Raw genomic sequence first — 18,705 nt, 5'->3', positions numbered from 1 at the left:
AAGAAGGAGAAGAACTTCTTCGAGACGCGCGTCACGGAGTATCAGACGGGCGGGGCGTTGAGCTGGGATTGACCGGCTGGGATTACAAAAAGGCGCAGGAGACTGCGCCTTTTTTATTGGGTGAATTCACGACGCTTAACCTTAACATCGGAAATACACGTTTTTCAATCAATAGGAACAACAATGCCGAAGCCCCGTGTTTTCATTGGTTCATCAGTGGAAGGACTCAATGTCGCTTATGCCGTACAGCAGAACCTTTTGCACGAAGCTGAGGTAACGGTCTGGGACCAGGGTGTCTTTGAGTTGTCTCGCACAACAATGGAATCCCTAACTAAGGCTCTTTCCGACAGCGACTTCGCTATCTTCGTTTTCTCATTAGACGATCTGGTTCGCATAAGGGATCTCACTGCGCCTGCAGTTAGAGATAACGTGCTTTTCGAGTTTGGCCTTTTCATAGGAAAACTCGGGAGGGAGCGAGTGTTCTTCTTGCTCCCATCCGACGGTGATCTTCACTTGCCTACCGACCTCCTGGGCGTTACGCCTGGACGGTATGAATCAGCCCGTACTGACGGCAGCATGCAAGCGGCAACAGGCGCAGTGTGCCATCAAATCCGGTTGCAGATGAAGACGCTTGGTGTGGTTCCCGGAAGAGTTGGCGTCGATGCAAGTACCGAAGGTGGGAGCGTAGATAAATCAGGTAAACGTCATTGGATATTCGATTTCTTTGACAAGGAGTATGTCAATGCAAAGGCAACCCTCGAAAGCGAACTAATGAATCAGTCGGGGGAAGATGCGCTCACCTCAAAAGCTTGGATTCTCTATTGCGAGCTCAAACAGCGAAATAACAGCAGTACCGATGAGCTAACTAGCTTTGCTGCCGAGCAACTTGACTCTTCTAAAATCCAGTCTCTCGTCGCAGCGTTTCTCCGTTGGGAAGGCTACGCAAGCAAAGCAATTCAGCTCCTGGTCGCGGCGCAAGCGAAGAGGCCAAAGGACGCAACCATTGCAAAGGCACTCGCCTTATGCCATATGGAAGGGGCCGACAATGCCAGCGCAATCGCGGAATTGCAGCGCGTTGGCCCAGAGGATTTTCCCGATGTCGCCATCGAATTGGCTGAGGCCCTTGAACGAGACGAAAAAAAGAATGAAGCCATGCTTGTCGTGCAGCGTTGCTATGCAAAGAATCCAAGCCACAAGGATCTCCGATTCAAGTACGCGCGCCTAGCTCAGGAACTCGAGCAGCACGACATCGCCGCTCATCTGCTAGACAGATTAACGATCGACGACCCCAACTCAATTGAATATTGGGGGTATCTTGGAAACTCCTGTCTTCAACTCGACCTGCACGATGTGGCGCTTTATTCCTACCGAAGAGCAGAGAAACTAATGAAGGTAGACGATAGTTCGCAGTGGATAATTGCCAACATTGGCAATCTTCTTACAAACAACGGGTTGCCAACCGAAGCGTGTGAGTATCTTGAGCGTGCGATCAAGTATGAGCCTCGCTCAGAGTACTCTCACGATAGGCTTGCTGGAGCTCTGAAGAAGAAGGCCGCGGAGGATAAGGCGTTTCAGAAGAAATGTGCCGAGGGCAAACGTCAAGTGCTGGAGGCGTCCGAGAAAACTCTCGCTCCTTCGGTTAGGGAGCCCGATGCCTTGCTTGATCTGCTGACTACTTTGCCTCTAACGCCCACTTCGAATGGCCTAACAACTCAAGAATAATTAAAGGGGTCAGGCGCGATTTGTTTACGAAGCGGAGGCACCAGGCAAACCAAAGCACCAAAGCAGCCAGACCACGGCGTAGAACCGCTTGGCAGGCCCGGCAAAGAAAAATGAAAATGCGGCAGCTCCGTCAGCCGCGACAAAGGGGAGGGGAAATGCACACCATCGAGGCTGTCCGTTCCAGCAGGGGAAGTACGACCGTCAAGTTCGCGATTCTGCTGATACTACTGGCGGGTTTGTGGGTCGCGGTGGATTACCGCATTAACCTTTCTGGCTCGAGCCTGATCGACCGGCTCTATGCCATGCCGGTCGTGCTGGACGTGGATACGCTGACAGGGCGGGAGACGGAGCGGGAGATCACGCAAACCTACCACCATCTGCACCACACCTGCGCGCCCGAACCCGGCCCGTTGGGCGATCGTGTCTGCTGGTCGACGGTCTCGGAATTCAACGGCATCGACGCCCGGCTCATCGCCTTCTTCTTCCGCAATGACCGGCTGTCGGCGGTGCGGGTGTCCTTTGCGGCGGCGCACCAGCCGGAAGTGTTCGCGCTGATGGAGCGGCGATTTGGAACGGCGCGGCCGTTCGGGGGCCACACCGATGCGTTCGGCAACAACGTCGTGGGATGGATGCGGCGCGGCGGATTTGTCGCCACCAACGACCGCCTGGCTGGCAATGAGGACGCGCTGCTGCTGTGGCTGTCGACCGGTACGGTGTTGAACAAGGCATTCGGCGGGAGCTGAGCAATCAAAGGGGGCGAGTTGAACTAACCCACCACGAAACGCAAACCCCAACTCGGGGTCGCGTCTTGCAAAATCACATTTTCAGATCAGACCATGAAGCTATGACTGACTCCGCGGCATATCGAAAAGCCCTCGCCGAACGCTCCTCCTATGTCGAGAATGTTCTCATTCACCGGATGGTCGCCGCGCTCGCCGGCGAGTTATGGCGCCGTGACCCTACAGCCCCGTTTAATATCTTTAACTCAGAAGTAGACGACTCCGGTTTTGATCTTGTGCTTGCCTGTGCGGAAAAGCATCGATACATCCAAGTGAAGCAGGTGCATCTGAACGGCGGTGCAGCGAAGTTTTCAGTTAGGCTTGAATTCACACGTTTGCCTGGTAGCTGCGTTGTCGTGATCGTGCATACGGAGTCGGAGTTGAAGATTGACCACTTTCTTTTCTTCGGGGCTTCAGCGAGCGAGCCGATGCCCAATGTTGAAACGGAAAGAGTGTCGGTTTCCCCCATCAAACGTGGTGAAGATGGAAAGAAAAGAATTCGGCCGCACTATCGAGACATTCCGAGGAAGAGGTTCTCTGGCCCTTTAAGCACGGCACAGCTTCTTGACGCGTTGTTTACGTGAGAAGGACAAAAGGGGTCAGGCGCGAATTGATTTTGGAGTAAGCCGGCCAGAGAACATCAGCGTCAGGTCTTTGTACCGACGAAGCTGCCCCAGCGCTTGCAGGACCTTGCAGTATCGCGCGCTTTATTCCTGATAAGGCCGGCGCCTGCCGAAGACATAGGCGACCAGCATCAGCACGGCTGCGGTCGACGCCGGTAGCCAGTACAACGTCCCGTCGCGGTAGCCGTCGTAATGCAGATAGCGCTCGTCGATTACCGTAGCCAGCGTTACTGTCAGCAGGATGAGGCCGGTGACGACGAGCCAGGGGCCGCGCAGACGCGTGAAGAAGGTGCCGTAGACCTCAATGATTCAAAGGGGCCAAGGTCGAGTTGTTTTGCGCTCGGCCCCCGCTGGAAAAATTCGATCCAGGCCTCTTTGATCCTGTTAAGGACGGATGTAGGAATAACCTTCCGCTTGCTTTTTCATCAAATAAGGAACGCCGGATTTCACATAACTAAGATTCGGTAGCATGTCTTCTTTGGTCAGGTTCGTGTTTCTCATTGTGTTTTCACAAGCCACTACCTTTACACCCGCACCAATCGCTTCAGCAATTCTCGGTCCTGTTTCGGAATCCATTTTGAGCATAGGGAGGCCGGGACCATAGGCGACAATTTCAACTGCTACATTCTCCTTTCCTAAGTCTTGCTGAACATTCTTTGCATTATTGAGAGCGAGATTCCATTTCTTTGGGTCATTATCACTCACCTGAATTACAACCTTGCTTACAGCAACATGTTGGCCGGACGCTTTGCTTCCCTCAACAGCCAAGGCATTCTGACTAAATGCGCTGGTCGTGATTATCAAAAAAGCACTGGCCAAAATGGTCGAGTAAATATTGAACGGCTTCATATTCGATATCCTTTGGTGAAAGTGTAAGTATCTAAATGGTTTATGTAAGCTGGCAGCCCCTGCTGCTAGCTCAATAGGGTTGACGCTACCAAAAGTATGCTTATTCCATTTTTTTCAATAACTTATTCGTTTGACAGTCGAAGGGGCCACTCTGAACGGACCTGAATCGTCCCGGGTTTTGAGCGGGCTCCTTTCCCTGAGAAGATGGAGCCCTGAAGAGCAAGAAAATCACCCTCAAAATCAAAGGGGTCAGGTTTGATTTCAAGGAACAGGGCGCAACAAGGGCTCACTCGGTACATGAAGACAATCGGAAGAATCCTGATTCGGGGCATCGACATCCTGCTGCCTCTGGGCGTGACGCTGTATGCCATTTACTGGCTGACGTTTTACGGGGACAAGCTGCTGGTCGAGATGTTTCGGCCGCTGATGCCGGAAGCGTATATCTGGCCGGGCACCGGCATGCTCGCGGCACTGGCGGCGATGTTCATCGTCGGACTGTTCGCCCTCACCCGGCCGGGGCGCTGGCTGTTTGGGTCGATCGAGAAGCTGTTTGTCCGCATCCCGCTGGTCAAGACGGTCTTTCGCGGCACCCAGGATTTCACCCGTTTTTTCCTGGCGACCAGCGAGCGCGGCGACTTCGGCCAGGTCGTGTGGGTGCCGTTCGAAGACAAGCACCTGATCGGCTTCGTGACCCGCGGACCGGTCTACGGTCCCGAAGATGCCGCCGAGGGCGACCGCACCGTGGCGGTGTATGTGTCGATGAGCGCCGGGATCGGCGGCTTCACGGTCTACCTGCCGCGCTCGAAACTGGAGCCGACCGGGCTCACGGTGGAGGAGGGCATGCGGCTGGTACTGAGCGCCGGCGTGTCGATGGCCGAGCCGCCGCGTGCGGTGCCGCCGCCCAAGGCAGCAGCGGATGCCTGAGGCAATCAAAGGAGCCGGAGTCTAATTGTTTTGCGCTCGGCCTCCGCTGGAAATTTATTTGATCCTGACCCCTTTTGGACCTCGGGGTCAGGTCTTGTGGACCTCGGGGTCAGGTCTTGCAAAACCACGCCTAGGGGCGAAGAAGCGTTGGCCCATCTCCCATCGGCTGCCGGGACGGGCGATGCAGTTACGTTCCGTAACAATTCGGCAAGCGTCTGAAATCCTGCAGATACAGAGCGCGTCCATACTGTGATGATGCTGGGCGATGGTGCCCGGGCCGTTTCAATCACAGGAGGATTCCGCCATGCCGGCTGCTCACCGAAATCCCCATTCCCTGGGCGCTGCTGCGCTCGGTTTGCCTGCCGCGCTCGCGCCGGCGCACACCGACGAACGGCTATGCACTGCTTCGATGAAGAGGGTGGGGGGCAGGTGTTGCGTTAACGTATTGCTTAGCCAGACCTGATTCCAAATCTCCAAATCGGTAACCCCACATCTGTGGAAGGAGCAGCAAATGAAAAAGAGCTACGTGTTGATTGCGATATCAATGGCCCTTGTACAGGGTTGCTATACCGCTCCCCCCTACGAATCATCCAGCTACGGCTCAGGATATTCCGGTGTCAGCATCGGCATCCATTATTCGACGTACCCGGATCTTGTCCGGATACCGGGCTATCCCGTCTACTACTCGCCCGGGGTGGATTCGAATTACTTCTTTTACGACGGCTTCTACTGGGTGTTCCAAAGCGATAACTGGTATGTGAGCAGCTGGTACAACGGGCCGTGGAATTACGTCGGTTATTACGATGTACCGGCTTATCTGCTGCGCGTCCCGGTTCGCTACTACCGCCAGCCTCCGCCATATTTCCGCGACTGGCGTGCCGATGCGCCGCCACATTGGGGGGATCACTGGGGTCACGAATGGGAACGGCGTCGAAGTGGGTGGGACCATTGGGACCCCCGCTCTGCCCCCGCACCTGCACCGTTGCCGGCTTACCAGCGGAATTATTCGGGAGACCGCTATCCTCGCGCAGTGGAACAGCAGCATACGATACGGTCCGAGTATTACCGCTACCAGCCGCGTGAGCCTGTCACGCAGCAGTATTTCAAACCGCGTGCGCAGCAAGACCAGCAACGCCAGCAACGCCAGCAAGACCAGCAAGACCAGCAAGACCAGCAACGTCAGCTGGATCAGCAACGCCGCCAGGAACAACAGCGCCAGCTGGAGCTGCAGCAGCGACAGCAAGAACAAGATCGCCAGCTGGATCAGCAACGCCGCCAGGAACAACAGCGCCAGCTGGAGCTGCAACAGCAACAGCAACAGCAACAGCAACAGCAAGAACAGAAGCGTCAGCTGGAGCAGCAGCGACGCCAAGATCAGCAGCGACAGCAAGAACAGCAGCGACAGCTGGAGCCACAACAGCGTCAGCAAGAACAGCAACGCCGCCAAGAGCCGCAGCGTCAGCAAGATCAGCAGCGTCAGAAAGACCTGCAGCAGCAACGCGATCTTGAGCGGCAACGATCCCAACCTGAACCGAGGGGCAAGGCCAGGGACGACAAGGCTGCGCCACAAGGCCAGGTTCAAAAGGACAAGAACACTCAGCAAGAGTATGAGCGCAGGAAAAAAGAGTACGAGGAGCGTTATCAGAATCGCTGAAGAACAGGGGACAGACCACTGTTCCAGGTGACGGGCGCTGTGAACAAAAAAAAGGCGCACCGCGGTGCGCCTTTTTTATTGCGCTACCTCGCCGGCAGGTCAGTCGCGGCAGTTAAAGGGCCCAGGCCCACATTGTTTTCGACATTCGAAATTGCCAAACGAATTCGAGCCGGGACTTTAGACGTTATTTCTCCGTTGAGCCGGCAAACGGCCGCGGTTAAAGGGGGCCAGGGTCGAATTAACCCACCATGAAACGCATCCCAACCTCTCTTCTCGGAGACGCCTGTTGCACTGATCGACGGCACTTGCCACCGCAGCTTAATCATGGTGGAGTGCCTGAAGCTGCAACCCTGCCCACTGTGCATCGCCCAGCGCACGCCGCCGGACCGGGTGGATCATGACCCCGGATCAGGTGAACCGATTTTTCAGGTATCCAAGGAGACGATATGAAAGTTGCCTACGTATTTGCCACCAACATGGCATCCACTTTTAAACTGAACACCATGATCCTGCCCCAGCTCGAAGCGGGCAATCATGGCGCGGAGGTGGTGGGGATGATGTTTTTCGATGACAACCTCTACACCTTGCGTAGCGGCGACCCCTTCGGCGAAAGGCTGGCGAAGGTGGCCCGCGAAAAAGGCATTCTCCTGATGGCCTGCGATCAGTGTGCGGTGCGCCGTGGATTGGCGGAGGGCGCGTTCGAGCAATGCGGGAGCGGGGAGGTCAGACCCAAGGGCCTGGTCGAAGGCGTGCATGTGGGATGTTTCCCTCAGCTCTACGCCGCCTTGTCAGGTGTCGCCGACGTCCAGGTCATTTCGCTTTGATTTCCTGAGGCGTCAAGACGCAGAATGACCGCATGACCGGCACGTCCGACCTGAACAAGGAACTGCGGCAGACCAAATGGGGCCAGACACCATTCGCTTTTTTCTTGTGAAAAAACCAGACTACCCATGCGCGAATTCATTGCTTTAAGCCTATTGCTCTCCTCCATTCCTGCACTTGCCGCACAACCGCCCAACAGCGCGGATTGGAGCGGCCCGTATGCCGGCGTGAAGCTTGCCGAGGGGTGGGCGAGGCACATCTGGGGACCGGGCAGTACGACCCGGCGTTCCCCTTCACGCCCACGTCGGTCCATCTGCGCGGCGCGGGCGCGGGGGTGTCGCTGGGGTATGACTGGCAGCGCGAGAACCTGATTTACGGGCTGGGCGTGGACGTGCTGGATACGCACATCGACGGCACCCGCAGCCTGTACACCAACCCGCTTCCCGGACTGGTGGACGGTTGCGACAGCGCCCGCGCGAACTGTCCGATGCATCTCAGGCAGCGAGTGAAAAACCTGGCGACGCTGCGCTTGAAGGTCGGGCAGGCGTACGATCGCTTTGCCGTGTATGGCACGGCCGGCATTGCCGCAGGAGAGGTCCGGGGCGACCTGCATGAAGCGATACAGTACTGGGGACCGACCGGAAACTGGGAATCCGACCAGCACCTCGCCACGGGCTGGACCGCGGGTGCGGGCATGCTTTACGCGCTGACGGATAAGGTGCAACTGCAGGCCGACTATCTGTATGTGGACCTGGGAAAGAAGGACTATCGGTTCACGGATACCCCGGCCTTTGTCTACGAGCAGAACGCTGCGGTCCGGTTTTCGTTGCTGAGCCTCGGCCTCAATTACAGGTTCTGAGCCGCGGCAACGGGGCCGGATGCCCTCGCACTGACCCACACAAAACCGCCTGGATGGGCCGCTCGCGTGAACTCGCACGCGCCTATTTCTTCCCGGCAGGCTCATCGCCCATGCGCCAGATATCCACGTCCTGACCCTGTTCACGCAGGCGGTCCGCCTTGGCGGACAGATAGCGCTGGAAGCTCGGCTCTTTTTCATAGGCGCCGCTCAGCACATAGGTCAGGATGCCCTGGGTGTGGAACAGCTTGAAATAGGCCTCGGAGCGGATGATTTCCTTGCCCTTTGCATCGAACAGCACGATGGAGGGCGCGTATTTGATGTCCAGCGCCCGGGCCCATGCGCGCGCCGTGGTGGCCTGTCCCTGCGGGGTGACCAGCGGCGTGTCCGACCACATGTTGAGCTGGATCGCATCGAACCCGGCGATGATGGCGCGCGTCTGCTTGTCCGACAGGATCCTCTTGTGCAGTTCGGCGCAGGCGGGACAATCGCGTTGCTCGAAGAACACCGCAATCGGCCTGGCCTTGCCCTTGCGCACTAGATTGAAGGGGGGCTTCTTGAAGAAGGACTCGCCGATCAATTCGCTGCCCGTCATAGGCGGCTGGTGTGCCGCGACGTAATCGAGGTAGTTGGAATCCTTCGTGCCCTGCGCCGCAAACGCCAGTGCAGTCATGAACCGGGTGGGGGGAATGTAGCCATTGAGCCGCAAGACGGTTTGCCCGGCTTCGTCGAGAAACAGGATGGTGGGCGTGAACTGCACCTTGAGGCTGGCGGCAAACTGCTTCTCGGTCATGGACCGGTTGTCGAGTCCCTCGACCTCGCGGTCGCCCCACATGTTGATGGCGATTACGTCGAAGTGCTTCCGCAGATAGGTTTCGATGTCCTTTTGCGAAAGGTTGCGTTCGACCAGGGCATGGCAGTAGGGGCAGCCGTCCTGCGTGAACAGGAGCATCACGCGCTTGTTCCGGGATTTGGCTTCTGCAATATCGTCCCCGAGGTTGAGGAAGCTTGCCTTGAACCAGCTCGGGTACTCGGTCTGGACCGCGCCATGGAAGGCGCCTTCTTTCTTTTCCGCTGCGCCGGCAAGGCAGGAAAACAGGAGCAGGATGCATGCGAACCACTTGAGGGAATGAGGCCAGTGCATCGAATGTGAAATCATGTGTTCTCCAGCTTGCCGCTCAACGACGGTCTCGAATCAACCCAATCGACGCCCTGTCCGAATGGATCGCCGCAGCGTCGGGGTCTTGGCGCAGTCTGTAGTTTCGATCATAGGCGAATTGGGGTCCGAAGAACATTCGCGCGTCGGGCCGCTGGTGCGGATTGCATGCAGGGTCGACCGGCAGACTCGCGGAAACCTCGGGAACACCGCTACCAATTTTTTCGATCCTGTCAGCCCCCCATCGCTGCAAGTGGGCTTGAAATTGATCTTTAAAAGGATTAATTTATCTTTTTATAGCGGCACGCGTGCGCAACCGTTCTGCACGACGGTGGGTGTGCTAGGCGCTGCCTCCCCGGAATCTTCTTTACCTCGACAGGACATTGTTTTGACTACCAAGCCCTCCGCCAATACTCCCGCCAAACGTTCCCCGGCTCGCAGCCGCAATGCGAAGCCACGCATCGCCGCCGAAGGCGATATTTCGCCCATCCATACTCGCAAGGGTGTCGAGGTGTTTACCGTGGACGAGGCGGTGAGCGCCGCGCAGGAGTCGAAGATCGTGGCGGTCAAGGACATCCTGAGTCAGGCTGGCAACGGCAGTCCCGAACTGATCGAGTCGCTGAAGGCCATTCTCGCCGGCGCGTCGCCGGAAGACGCGGAGGTACTGCGCAATGCGCTGCTCGCCAAGCCGCCGCTCGGCAGGCCTGGCGTGCCGTTCGATCCGGACGGCGAGTTGGCCGAAGACTGGCGCGAGGGCGGCTATCCCTACAAGAATCTGATGTCGCGCAAGAGTTACGAGCGGCAGAAATATCAGCTCCAGGTGGAACTGCTCAAGTTGCAAGCTTGGGTGAAGGAAACTGGGCAGAAAGTGGTGATCCTGTTCGAGGGCCGCGACGCTGCAGGCAAGGGCGGCGCCATCAAGCGCTTCATGGAGCACCTCAATCCGCGCGGAGCGCATGTGGTCGCGCTGGAAAAACCAAGCGAGATGGAACGCGGCCAGTGGTATTTCCAGCGCTACGTCCAGCATCTGCCGACGGCGGGCGAAATCGCCTTGTTCGACCGTTCCTGGTACAACCGCGCCGGGGTGGAACGGGTGATGGGTTTCTGCAATGAAGAGGAATACCTGGAATTCATGCGCCAGGCACCCGAGTTCGAACGCAACCTGGTGCGCAGCGGCGTGCATCTGATCAAGTTCTGGTTCTCGGTCAGCCGCGAAGAGCAGCGACGTCGCTTCAAGGAGCGCAAGGTGCATCCGCTCAAGCAATGGAAGCTGTCGCCCATTGATCTGGCGTCGCTCGACAAATGGGACGATTACACCAAGGCCAAGGAAGCGATGTTCTTCTACACCGACACCGCCGACTCGCCGTGGACGGTGATCAAGTCGGACGACAAGAAGCGCGCACGGCTCAATGCCATGCGCTACATACTGCATCGCCTGCCCTACACTAACAAGGACGTCTCCCGCATCGGTTCGCTGGATCTGCTATTGGTCGGCCGCGCGCACGTGGTGTACGAGCGCGGCGAACATCAGGCAAACCCGCTGCTTTGAGCCGGACTGCTTCGATCTGAATCAACGGGGTTCAAAGGGGCCAAGGTTGAATAGTTTTTCGCCCGGAGCACCTAGAAATTTTTGATCCTGGCCCCTTCGCTCTCGCGATCCAGATCAGCTGCCGTTTTCGGGGTTGCCACAATCTGGTTGCGTCCGCAGCGTTTGGCTTCATAGAGCGCGATGTCGGATGTGCGGATCAGCTCGGCGGGCGACGACACGGAAGCAAGATCGCACGAAGACACGCCGAAACTCAGGGTGACCTGGCTGGCCACGGGCGAGGCGTCGTGGGGCAGATTCAAGGCCAGGATACGCTCGCGTAACTGCTCGGCCACGGCGATTGCGCCGTCCAGATCCGTCTGCGGCAACAGGATCGCAAACTCTTCGCCGCCGATTCGGGCCGCCACGTCGCCGGGGCGGGACAGCGCGTGGTGCATGGCCTGCGCAACGTCCACCAGGCACAGGTCGCCGGCCGGGTGCCCGTAGTGGTCGTTGTATTCCTTGAAGTGATCGATATCGGCCATGATGAGTGACAACGCCACGTTGTCGCGCTTCGCCCTTGCCCATTCCTTGCCGAGTTCTTCCTCGAACAGCCGCCGGTTCGGGATGCCGGTGAGGCTGTCCAGGCGGACCAGGTACTCCAGCGCCTGCGCCACTTCGCTTGACGAGAACAGCTCGCGGCGCAGTTTTTCCGCGTCGCGGAACAGGCGGTGGACCTGGGCGGAGGTGGCGAGCATGGTGAGACCGAAGATGATCATCAGCAGGCCCATGACGAGATGGATGCGGTCGCCCACCCACATCATTCGGATGCCCCATAGGCGTAGCGCACGGACGACAGCAGCGGAACGGCGCCGGCCACCATTCCCCCCAGTACAAAAGCGAGCACGACCTGGTGCGGGAAGGAACTGGGATGAAACAGGAGAATGCCGGACAGCCCCCACACCACGCCGGCCGCGCAGGCGCCTGCCACGAAATACGTCGTCCAGACAGCCAGATCCGGCTCGCTTTTGGGCGAGGCGTTTCCAAACGCGCGCAAGCTGAGGAATCGCGCCCCGGTGACGGCGATGAGCAAGCCTGACCAGCTTAGCAGGACGGGCGTGGGCACGGCGCCCCACAGCACCGCGGCAAGGATGAGTCCGTTTGCCAGGTTGGCGATCAGCGATATGGGGAGCTGACGAAAGCTCTGCGCGATCTGCGGCACCAGGATGCCCGGATCCCGGGAATCTGAAGAGGGTGGCACGGGCTTATCCAACGGCGAGCTCCCTTGACGAGGTTTCTGGACGCATCTCGTCTGCGCACGAACGTCTATCCAATATAGGCCACGCTGCGCGGATCATGGTTCGGGCATACGCATACTGCAACCTCTGGGCGCCGCTAACGGGGCCGGCTCGAATGGACGCCACGCGCTTGACGAGCCACGGGTCTCGCGAGCTTCGGATTCTGTTCCTCGCGGGATGCGCCGGGGTAAACTTGCCGTCAGCGGCCGTTTGGCCAATCCAGGGGGAATCAGCGATCATGTCCCAGCAGCATCCCATCGTTGCCGTGACCGGTTCGTCCGGTGCCGGCCTGTCCACGATACGCCACGCGTTCAAGTTCATTTTCGAGCGCCTGAACATCAAGCCTGCGATCGTTCATGGCGACGGTTTCCGGCGCTATACCGATCGGCAGTTCGCCGCCTTGCTCGACGAGGCGCGGCGCAGCGGCCGCAACATTTCCTGGTTCGGGCCCGAGTGCAATCATTTCCAGGAGCTGGAATCGTTTTTCCGGACCTATGGCGAATGCGGCAGCGGGGTGGTTCGCCAGTATGCGCACACGGCCGAGCACGGCGAGGAACTGGGGGTGCAGGCTGGCGAGTTCACGCCCTGGGCGCCGCTGCCGCCGGGCAGCGATCTCCTGTTCTACGAGGGGCAGCATGGCGGCCTGATGGCCAACACCTGGACCCGCCGCAAGATCGAATCGTGCCACTTTCCGCCGGAAATTGACCGTCGCGTGGGACGCCCGGGCGTCGACGTGGCCCAGCATGTGGACCTGCTGATCGGCGTGGCGCCGGCCATCAACCTGGAGTGGATACAGAAGATCCACCGCGACTGCAAAAAGGGCACGTGCACGCCCGAGGAATCGGTGGAAACCATCCTGCGCCGCATGGACGACTACATCCATTACATCGTGCCTCAGTTCGGCCTGACCGACATCAACATCCAGCGCATGCCGCTGGTGGACACCTCCGATCCGTTCATTGCGCGCGACGTGCCGCTGGCCGACGAATCGCTCTGCGTGATCCATTTCCGTGACCGCGAGCGCCATGATTTTCCCGAGTTGCTCCGGCGCATTCCCGGCGCCTACATGTCGCGCCCGACCACCATGGTGGTTCCCAACAACGACCTGCGGCTGGCGCTCGGCATGATTTGCGGTCCGATACTGGCCCGGTTCATGGAGGCGCGCGGCGAAGCGACGGGCTTGGGTCAGGCGACGGTTTCCCCGTGAATTGAACCGTCAAATCAAGGGGGCGACCCAGACACGATCAAGTGCTTTCGCACCGGGTCATGCTCAGGCCGTTATCCACTCGACCGCCTCGGCAAACTGTGCGTTGGAAAAGACCTTGAGCGGACACGGGATGGCAAATCGAAAGAGGCCGATTGCGCCCCGCATGCCGTCGCTGTCCGTGACGAAGGCGATCTTTTCCCACGCCTTGAGATGGGTGAATCCCAGTTTCGCGTCATCCCACATCGCGCCTGCGCTGAATCCGGAAAATGCCGGCCCCAATTGGTACAGGACGCGAACGGCGCCGTGCGCCTGCAGCTTCGATTCGATGGCGGGAATCACGACGGACTCATAGTCCTGCGCGGTCACCTGTCCTGATGCACGTAATCCGACAATGGGGTCTGGCAGACCCGGTAAAAGCTCGATCATCACGCTCTCCTTCGTGATTCGTACAGCCGGCGTTCAGCCCGGGAATGGCGGCACGGCCGGTTCGCGGGTTTGACGGCCTGCACTGCCGATAGCCTGCAATCTACGCCTCTTCAGGATCCGTGGGCGCGCAGGGTTTTCCGAATACCCGTGCGACCAGCGGTATCGTGGTGGCGATACCCACCGCAAGAAGCGTCCAGCCGACAGCGCGTCGCCGGTCCGGATCCAATCGGTTGCAAAGCAGCAGGGCGAGGCCCGCGCCTGCTGCTGCCCGCGTGCCGGCGATCAATCCGATTTCCGGAACGGTCAGGTTTACGTGTCTCATCATATGCCTTTCCATCCGTATGTCAGGCCAGGTAAGCCTTGGCTTCTTCGCCCGGATTGGGCAGACCCGCGATACGCCAGGCTTGGCGCGGGGAGCGGAACTGCTGATGCAGGCAATCTGCGTCCAGGCCGTTGAGGTGGCAAATATGGCTCAAGGCCGTGACCGCCCCGAATTTGTGGAATTCCTCGCGCAAGGTCAGCAGCAACTGCTGCTGGAGGTCATCCATGTCTCCCAGGCCATCGGAATTCGCGATGCGCTGCGCCAGCGCGATATCCCATTGTTCGGGTTTGATGACGAAACCATCCTTGTCAAAAAGGACACTCGGATCTTTCGCGGTGGTTGGGTTCATGCGCTTGTCCTGTGTGCGGGGTTGCCAATGCCAGCACCACCCCGTCTATCAATGCCGATTACGCGGCACGATGGCTAATCGGAAACGATGGCCAAATGATGCCGACAAGGGCGATGATTGGCAGCGAGGGGGCGTCCGAATTCCGTGTAAGCCATGTCTGAAAATGGGAGCGGGGCTTCCCGCGCGAGTTTTGAAGTGTCCGGGTCGAAGGGAGCGGAGGCTGTCGCTTCCCGCTTGCGATAACCTGCCTGCCAGGTAGGCGCATGAGACGTTCCTGGCCATTTGGCATAAGGTACGCATGCTGATGCGATCGGAACATCAGTTCATACCGACGATCCATGTTCAATCTGGATACAGGAAGGGCCTGCTGAGATGAGCGAACTGACCATCTGGACCTACGACTGGGTGCCTGAAGGCCCGCGTGGTTTTGTGCGTGATCTGAGGCTGAGATGGGCGTGCGAGGAAGCCGGTCTCGGCTATGCCGTCCGCACGGTTCCATTCGACGGTCCTGATACCCATCATCTCGCACGCCAGCCTTTTGGCCAGGTCCCCTTCCTGAGCGACGGCGAACTGGAGTTGTTCGAGAGCGGTGCCGGGCTGCTGCATCTGGCCCGGAAAAGCGACACGCTGATGCCGCGCGATCCGGTTGGCGAAGCGGAAACGCTGCAATGGACGATCGCCGCGCTCAACTCGATCGAGATGGTCTCCGTGCCGTGGTGGTTTTTGAAGATCTCCGGCGATGAGAACAATGGTCTTGAGGGATGGATGGGCACGCGTCTCGACCAGCTCGAAAAAGTGCTGGGCGGGCGGGCATGGCTCGCGGCGGACCGCTTCACGGTCGCAGACCTGCTGATGGCGGACGTATTGCGCATTCCGGACATCCGCTCGTTTGGCGACCGGCCGGCGACCGAGGCCTATGTGGCGCGTGTCACGGATCGCCCCGCATTCAAAAAGGCCCGGGCCGACCAGATGGATCATTTCGAGGCCGCCGACGAGAAGCGGGCGAAATGAATCAAACGGACCGGGCTCGGGTGATTTGCCTTCGATGAACCCGGGCGAGGTGTTTCACGCCACGCGCCTTATTTCGCGAAATCCTCGGGCCCGAAGATCTGCCGGATCTCGATGGTATCGCCTTCGTCCGCCGGGCAGCGCTGCGCCCACTTCACCACGTCTTCCTTGGATGGCGCATCCACCAGCCAGTAACCGCCCAGCACTTCCTTCGCTTCGATGAACGGCCCGTCGGTGACGGAGGGCTTGCCTTGGGCGAACGACACGCGCGCACCCTTGGCCAAAGGGTGCAGGCCGTTGAGCGATTCGATTTTGAGCGCTTTGCCCATCTCCTCGTTGAAGCGTCCCATCGCTTCCATTTTCTTGGGGTCAGGCGTGAAGTCCGGCGCCGGTTTGCCGCCCTGGTACACGGCGGGAATCATCAGCATCATGAATTGCATGGTCATCTCCTTTTGGGGTGTCGATAACCAGGACGACGTTTGTAGAGGGGCCGAATCGACAACCGATAATTTTTTCGAGAATAATTAAAGAATAAAAGGGGCCAGGCTCGAATTGAATAATCGTAGCTTTGAAATCAGCGAGTCGGCAGAAGTGAAGATACGAGGTCTTGCAAAAACACATTTTCATTCCACGCCAAGCTCCTTATTCGGGTCAATAAGGGATCGACTTCGGGTTGTTCATCCGGGTATTGAGTTCGGCAATGCAAAACCATGGCGACCAGAATGCCCCTGAAGTTCGCCATGCGATACCGCACCGGGCGGGACCGCCGCTACATGTGGTCGGCAAGCGCGCTCTGGGTTATCCTCGCGGCCACGCCGTCTCCGGTCGATCCGTCAATCGCCAGGCCTGCAGGAGGCGGGCAGGTGTTTCAAAGCTTGGCGTTGTTCATAACAGGGGAGCCATACATGAAAAAAATTGCAGTCGTCCTTGCCGTGATGTCACTGAGCGCATGCTCGACCTTCACGCCGCCGCGTTACAGCATTTCCGCTGACACTAACGTGGCTCTGAAGTCGATTGGCATAGGCAATATCAACGTGGGCCCGTTCACGGGACCAGCGACTTTTGACAGGGCCTGCCGAGGTGCCGGTCCGATCGCGCCGCCCGACAACATGAGCTTCGAGGCCTACATCCAGAAAGCGCTTGCGGACGAGTTGAAGGTCGCAGGCTTGTTCGATGACAAGACGCCGAAGATCACGCTCACCGGCAGCCTGGAAACCCTCAGCTTTTCCTCGTCACGCGGACTCACCGGTGGCCAGTGGGATATCGGCTTGCGTCTCAAGTCGTCGAACGGCAAATCGCTTTTCGTCTCGGAACATTATGAGTTCGAGAGCGGATTTATCGCCGACACGGCATGCAAGCAGACGGCCGAAGCCTATTTTCCGGCGGTTCAGAACGTGATTGGCAAAGCGATCAGGAACCCGGATTTCAAGGCGCTTCTCGCTCAATCCCAGTAGCGTGAGACTTGAGGCATGTGCAAGCAAGCCGCGTGAGAATTCCGCCGGCCGCCCTATAAAGGCGGGGGATGGGGATGAAACCATGTGTGGCTGGCAGCGCATGCTGCCGTGATTTGGTGTCGGCGGCGCTGACGGCAGTGCAGGAGCGGGACCGTCCGCCGAGCGGAAAGTGCTCCGCTGCAGTCAGTCGTCGAACACTTCGTAGTCGATCGGCTTGAAGCTGTAGTTGTTGGACTGCTCGGCGGAGCAGGCTGTGAGACCGACGATCAGATCCATCTGGGCAACAAGATCCACGTAGTCTCCCGCTTTGCTGCGGGGCGGCCTGACCGCGATTTCGCCGGTCTCGCCGTTGACATCGACGTTCATGAATATATTGAATGTGACCGGGATCTGGTCCGGCGCGATGCCGAAAGGCGCGAGCGCCTCCGACAGGTTGCCGTGACAGCCCCGGTGCGGATGCTCATGGCCGTAAATGATGCGGAAGGTAGCGGCAGAGCAGGGCGTCAGCAGAAAATCATGGCGTCGCACGCGATCCTCGCCGATACGAAACATCGGCGTGCTGCGGTTGGAATACAGGATGTCGTCCGTCGTCAGGAAGAGTCTGGAGGCGTAATCGAGGGTACGTCCGGAGGACAGGTACTCCTGTGTATCGTCACGATTGAAAGCGATCAGGTCGGAGACTTGTTCGCCCCTCGGATCAATGACCCGCAGCCGCTGCCCGGCGCGCAGCTCGAACGCCACACCCGAGCGGGGAGGGATCTCAGCGCGCATGAAACGGGCACGTCCAGTGATCGTCGACGGCACGTCCACTGTACTGACGGGCTTCAGAGCCAGCGCCAAAAGGTTTGAGCATGGGATTCGGCGTTCCTTCCAGTTGTGTGTCGCGCTTGATGATGGTGTCCCGAATCGGCATGTATTTCCCATCGCTTCGCAGGCGTTCGAATTGGTCGTGCAGATTGAACACCAGGGCCGGGCGCACAAAGCGCCGCGCAGTCCGGCTCGCGCCCGGGTGCAGGCCTACGACATAGTATCCGCGCCCACCCACGCTGAAGCTGAAGTCCGCAGACTTCGGGTCTTTGCTCACCCTGGGATCCCATGCGTGATGGACGGCATCGGCATGATGCATGCTGTCCAGATACTGCCATAGAACGGATTCGAAAGCGTCTTCCGTGAGCGTTCCGGGCTGGCGAAACAGGACCACCACGCTCTGGAACAAGGGCGAATCGCGGTCGTACTCGTGACTGAACTGCTGCAAGGCAGCGACGGTCGAGGCGGCCGGGCCGCCTCGCAAAGTGTTTTCGATCCGGTAAATGATCTGCCCGCGGCTCAGCGCCGATTTCGCACCCACGCATGGAAAAGACTCGGCGGCAATAAATGCTTCGAAGCGGCCGATCAGTTCCCCCTCCGAGATATCCGTAGCAGACGGTTGCGATTGCATGCGCATAACGCCCTTCCTTCCTCGAGAGTCTGTTCCCTGGCCTGTCTATTCAAAACGGGCTGGATTCATGGACTCGAGCTTAGCGTCGACGGCGTTTGAGCGAAGTCGTCCAGGGGTCGGGATGCGTGTAGGAAATGGCTGAAGCGGCAGAGGCGTAAATACGGGCGGATGCCAACCTGGGGCTGTCGGAGGTGGGCGGAGTCTCGAAGTTGGATTTTGCCCTCTCCCAACGCCGACAGTGTCTACGCGCCCTGGGCGCCTTTCTGTGCGTGGTCTGTCCGCTTACGGACTGA

21 protein-coding genes are annotated in these 18,705 nt (G+C 58.8%); 11 read left to right on the top strand and 10 right to left on the bottom strand.

Going from position 1 to position 18,705, the window contains the following annotated elements; all coding sequences use genetic code 11:
- The first annotated feature begins 183 nt into the window (after positions 1 to 183).
- The 3 genes from ABT23_RS08660 to ABT23_RS08650 all read left to right on the top strand — a co-directional run bounded on the left by ABT23_RS08660 (position 184) and on the right by ABT23_RS08650 (position 3,085).
- Positions 184 to 1,722 carry a TIR domain-containing protein gene (locus tag ABT23_RS08660; RefSeq protein ID WP_296633740.1) on the top strand — a complete coding sequence of 513 codons (1,539 nt, stop codon included), beginning with the start codon at positions 184 to 186 and terminating at the stop codon, positions 1,720 to 1,722.
- A 155-nt stretch (positions 1,723 to 1,877) separates the two neighbouring features.
- A complete protein-coding gene (locus ABT23_RS08655; RefSeq protein ID WP_296633736.1) occupies positions 1,878 to 2,465 on the top strand; it encodes a hypothetical protein in 588 nt (195 codons plus the stop codon).
- 101 nt (positions 2,466 to 2,566) lie between these two features.
- Positions 2,567 to 3,085, top strand: a complete 519-nt coding sequence (locus ABT23_RS08650) for a hypothetical protein (protein ID WP_296633734.1) — start codon at positions 2,567 to 2,569, stop codon at positions 3,083 to 3,085.
- 423 nt (positions 3,086 to 3,508) lie between these two features.
- Here ABT23_RS08650 and ABT23_RS08645 read toward each other — a convergent pair whose 3' ends face one another.
- Positions 3,509 to 3,973, bottom strand: coding sequence for a DsrE family protein (locus ABT23_RS08645; RefSeq protein ID WP_296633730.1), 465 nt, complete (start codon positions 3,971 to 3,973; stop codon positions 3,509 to 3,511).
- Between the two features lie 297 nt (positions 3,974 to 4,270).
- Between ABT23_RS08645 and ABT23_RS08640 the strand changes: the two genes are divergently transcribed.
- From ABT23_RS08640 to ABT23_RS08625, 4 genes are all read left to right on the top strand, one after another.
- Positions 4,271 to 4,897, top strand: coding sequence for a DUF502 domain-containing protein (locus ABT23_RS08640; protein ID WP_296633728.1), 627 nt, complete (start codon positions 4,271 to 4,273; stop codon positions 4,895 to 4,897).
- Positions 4,898 to 5,408: 511 nt separating this feature from the next.
- Positions 5,409 to 6,551: a hypothetical protein gene (locus ABT23_RS08635; RefSeq protein ID WP_296633725.1), complete on the top strand. Its 1,143-nt coding sequence runs from the start codon at positions 5,409 to 5,411 to the stop codon at positions 6,549 to 6,551.
- 446 nt (positions 6,552 to 6,997) lie between these two features.
- Positions 6,998 to 7,375, top strand: a complete 378-nt coding sequence (locus ABT23_RS08630) for a SaoD/DsrE family protein (protein WP_296633722.1) — start codon at positions 6,998 to 7,000, stop codon at positions 7,373 to 7,375.
- A 242-nt stretch (positions 7,376 to 7,617) separates the two neighbouring features.
- Complete coding sequence (locus ABT23_RS08625) at positions 7,618 to 8,232, top strand: outer membrane beta-barrel protein (protein ID WP_296633719.1); 615 nt, start codon at positions 7,618 to 7,620, stop codon at positions 8,230 to 8,232.
- Positions 8,233 to 8,314: 82 nt separating this feature from the next.
- Here the strand turns inward: ABT23_RS08625 and ABT23_RS08620 are convergent, their stop codons facing one another.
- Positions 8,315 to 9,388 carry a thioredoxin fold domain-containing protein gene (locus tag ABT23_RS08620; RefSeq protein WP_296633717.1) on the bottom strand — a complete coding sequence of 358 codons (1,074 nt, stop codon included), beginning with the start codon at positions 9,386 to 9,388 and terminating at the stop codon, positions 8,315 to 8,317.
- Positions 9,389 to 9,773: 385 nt separating this feature from the next.
- Between ABT23_RS08620 and ppk2 the strand changes: the two genes are divergently transcribed.
- The gene (gene ppk2, locus ABT23_RS08615; RefSeq protein WP_296633714.1) at positions 9,774 to 10,934 is read left to right on the top strand and encodes a polyphosphate kinase 2; all 1,161 of its coding nucleotides are present in this window, start codon (positions 9,774 to 9,776) and stop codon (positions 10,932 to 10,934) included.
- A gap of 71 nt (positions 10,935 to 11,005) precedes the next feature.
- Here ppk2 and ABT23_RS08610 read toward each other — a convergent pair whose 3' ends face one another.
- Positions 11,006 to 11,734, bottom strand: coding sequence for a GGDEF domain-containing protein (locus ABT23_RS08610; RefSeq protein ID WP_296633712.1), 729 nt, complete (start codon positions 11,732 to 11,734; stop codon positions 11,006 to 11,008).
- Positions 11,731 to 12,171, bottom strand: a complete 441-nt coding sequence (locus ABT23_RS08605; RefSeq protein WP_296633709.1) for a hypothetical protein — start codon at positions 12,169 to 12,171, stop codon at positions 11,731 to 11,733. Before ABT23_RS08605 ends, ABT23_RS08610 begins: the two co-directional genes overlap by 4 nt.
- A gap of 275 nt (positions 12,172 to 12,446) precedes the next feature.
- On the opposite strand from ABT23_RS08605, the gene ABT23_RS08600 reads away from it, so the two are divergent.
- Entirely contained in the window at positions 12,447 to 13,415 is a 969-nt protein-coding gene (locus tag ABT23_RS08600; protein WP_296633706.1) for a phosphoribulokinase, read from the top strand.
- 63 nt (positions 13,416 to 13,478) lie between these two features.
- Here ABT23_RS08600 and ABT23_RS08595 read toward each other — a convergent pair whose 3' ends face one another.
- The 3 genes from ABT23_RS08595 to ABT23_RS08585 form a co-directional block, all read right to left on the bottom strand.
- Positions 13,479 to 13,841, bottom strand: a complete 363-nt coding sequence (locus ABT23_RS08595) for an STAS/SEC14 domain-containing protein (protein WP_296633704.1) — start codon at positions 13,839 to 13,841, stop codon at positions 13,479 to 13,481.
- A gap of 100 nt (positions 13,842 to 13,941) precedes the next feature.
- Positions 13,942 to 14,166 (bottom strand): hypothetical protein, encoded by a 225-nt coding sequence (locus ABT23_RS08590; RefSeq protein ID WP_296633701.1) that lies wholly within the window; start codon positions 14,164 to 14,166, stop codon positions 13,942 to 13,944.
- A 19-nt stretch (positions 14,167 to 14,185) separates the two neighbouring features.
- Positions 14,186 to 14,512, bottom strand: a complete 327-nt coding sequence (locus ABT23_RS08585; RefSeq protein ID WP_296633699.1) for a TusE/DsrC/DsvC family sulfur relay protein — start codon at positions 14,510 to 14,512, stop codon at positions 14,186 to 14,188.
- A gap of 372 nt (positions 14,513 to 14,884) precedes the next feature.
- Between ABT23_RS08585 and ABT23_RS08580 the strand changes: the two genes are divergently transcribed.
- Positions 14,885 to 15,523 (top strand): glutathione S-transferase family protein, encoded by a 639-nt coding sequence (locus tag ABT23_RS08580; protein ID WP_296633695.1) that lies wholly within the window; start codon positions 14,885 to 14,887, stop codon positions 15,521 to 15,523.
- A gap of 68 nt (positions 15,524 to 15,591) precedes the next feature.
- On the opposite strand, the gene ABT23_RS08575 is transcribed toward ABT23_RS08580, so the two are convergent.
- A complete protein-coding gene (locus ABT23_RS08575; RefSeq protein WP_296633692.1) occupies positions 15,592 to 15,960 on the bottom strand; it encodes a YciI family protein in 369 nt (122 codons plus the stop codon).
- Between the two features lie 282 nt (positions 15,961 to 16,242).
- Here ABT23_RS08575 and ABT23_RS08570 point away from each other — a divergent pair, with 282 nt between their 5' ends.
- Complete coding sequence (locus tag ABT23_RS08570; protein WP_296633690.1) at positions 16,243 to 16,974, top strand: hypothetical protein; 732 nt, start codon at positions 16,243 to 16,245, stop codon at positions 16,972 to 16,974.
- A gap of 183 nt (positions 16,975 to 17,157) precedes the next feature.
- Here ABT23_RS08570 and ABT23_RS08565 read toward each other — a convergent pair whose 3' ends face one another.
- The gene (locus tag ABT23_RS08565) at positions 17,158 to 17,745 is read right to left on the bottom strand and encodes an urea carboxylase-associated family protein (protein ID WP_296633687.1); all 588 of its coding nucleotides are present in this window, start codon (positions 17,743 to 17,745) and stop codon (positions 17,158 to 17,160) included.
- Positions 17,735 to 18,418 carry a guanitoxin biosynthesis heme-dependent pre-guanitoxin N-hydroxylase GntA gene (gene gntA / locus ABT23_RS08560; RefSeq protein WP_296633685.1) on the bottom strand — a complete coding sequence of 228 codons (684 nt, stop codon included), beginning with the start codon at positions 18,416 to 18,418 and terminating at the stop codon, positions 17,735 to 17,737. Before gntA ends, ABT23_RS08565 begins: the two co-directional genes overlap by 11 nt.
- Positions 18,419 to 18,705 lie beyond the last annotated feature (287 nt).

This window comes from Thiobacillus sp. SCN 63-57 (assembly GCF_001725555.1).
In the GTDB taxonomy this organism is placed as follows: Bacteria; Pseudomonadota; Gammaproteobacteria; order Burkholderiales; family Thiobacillaceae; genus Thiobacillus.
Note: the sequence above shows the minus strand (reverse complement) of the source record. Positions and strands in the feature narration are given on the sequence as shown.

What these genes read in the sequence shown, in the direction of transcription:
- ABT23_RS08590 (WP_296633701.1), bottom strand. Translation starts at nt 14,166, where the DNA reads ATGATGAGACACGTAAACCTGACCGTTCCGGAAATCGGATTGATCGCC.
- ABT23_RS08660 (WP_296633740.1), top strand. Translation starts at nt 184, where the DNA reads ATGCCGAAGCCCCGTGTTTTCATTGGTTCATCAGTGGAAGGACTCAAT.
- gntA (WP_296633685.1), bottom strand. Translation starts at nt 18,418, where the DNA reads ATGCGCATGCAATCGCAACCGTCTGCTACGGATATCTCGGAGGGGGAA.
- ABT23_RS08630 (WP_296633722.1), top strand. Translation starts at nt 6,998, where the DNA reads ATGAAAGTTGCCTACGTATTTGCCACCAACATGGCATCCACTTTTAAA.
- ABT23_RS08610 (WP_296633712.1), bottom strand. Translation starts at nt 11,734, where the DNA reads ATGATGTGGGTGGGCGACCGCATCCATCTCGTCATGGGCCTGCTGATG.
- ABT23_RS08600 (WP_296633706.1), top strand. Translation starts at nt 12,447, where the DNA reads ATGTCCCAGCAGCATCCCATCGTTGCCGTGACCGGTTCGTCCGGTGCC.
- ABT23_RS08585 (WP_296633699.1), bottom strand. Translation starts at nt 14,512, where the DNA reads ATGAACCCAACCACCGCGAAAGATCCGAGTGTCCTTTTTGACAAGGAT.
- ABT23_RS08595 (WP_296633704.1), bottom strand. Translation starts at nt 13,841, where the DNA reads ATGATCGAGCTTTTACCGGGTCTGCCAGACCCCATTGTCGGATTACGT.
- ABT23_RS08645 (WP_296633730.1), bottom strand. Translation starts at nt 3,973, where the DNA reads ATGAAGCCGTTCAATATTTACTCGACCATTTTGGCCAGTGCTTTTTTG.
- ABT23_RS08650 (WP_296633734.1), top strand. Translation starts at nt 2,567, where the DNA reads ATGACTGACTCCGCGGCATATCGAAAAGCCCTCGCCGAACGCTCCTCC.
- ABT23_RS08570 (WP_296633690.1), top strand. Translation starts at nt 16,243, where the DNA reads ATGCCCCTGAAGTTCGCCATGCGATACCGCACCGGGCGGGACCGCCGC.
- ABT23_RS08640 (WP_296633728.1), top strand. Translation starts at nt 4,271, where the DNA reads ATGAAGACAATCGGAAGAATCCTGATTCGGGGCATCGACATCCTGCTG.
- ABT23_RS08575 (WP_296633692.1), bottom strand. Translation starts at nt 15,960, where the DNA reads ATGCAATTCATGATGCTGATGATTCCCGCCGTGTACCAGGGCGGCAAA.
- ABT23_RS08565 (WP_296633687.1), bottom strand. Translation starts at nt 17,745, where the DNA reads ATGCGCGCTGAGATCCCTCCCCGCTCGGGTGTGGCGTTCGAGCTGCGC.
- ABT23_RS08635 (WP_296633725.1), top strand. Translation starts at nt 5,409, where the DNA reads ATGAAAAAGAGCTACGTGTTGATTGCGATATCAATGGCCCTTGTACAG.
- ABT23_RS08655 (WP_296633736.1), top strand. Translation starts at nt 1,878, where the DNA reads ATGCACACCATCGAGGCTGTCCGTTCCAGCAGGGGAAGTACGACCGTC.
- ABT23_RS08580 (WP_296633695.1), top strand. Translation starts at nt 14,885, where the DNA reads ATGAGCGAACTGACCATCTGGACCTACGACTGGGTGCCTGAAGGCCCG.
- ABT23_RS08620 (WP_296633717.1), bottom strand. Translation starts at nt 9,388, where the DNA reads ATGATTTCACATTCGATGCACTGGCCTCATTCCCTCAAGTGGTTCGCA.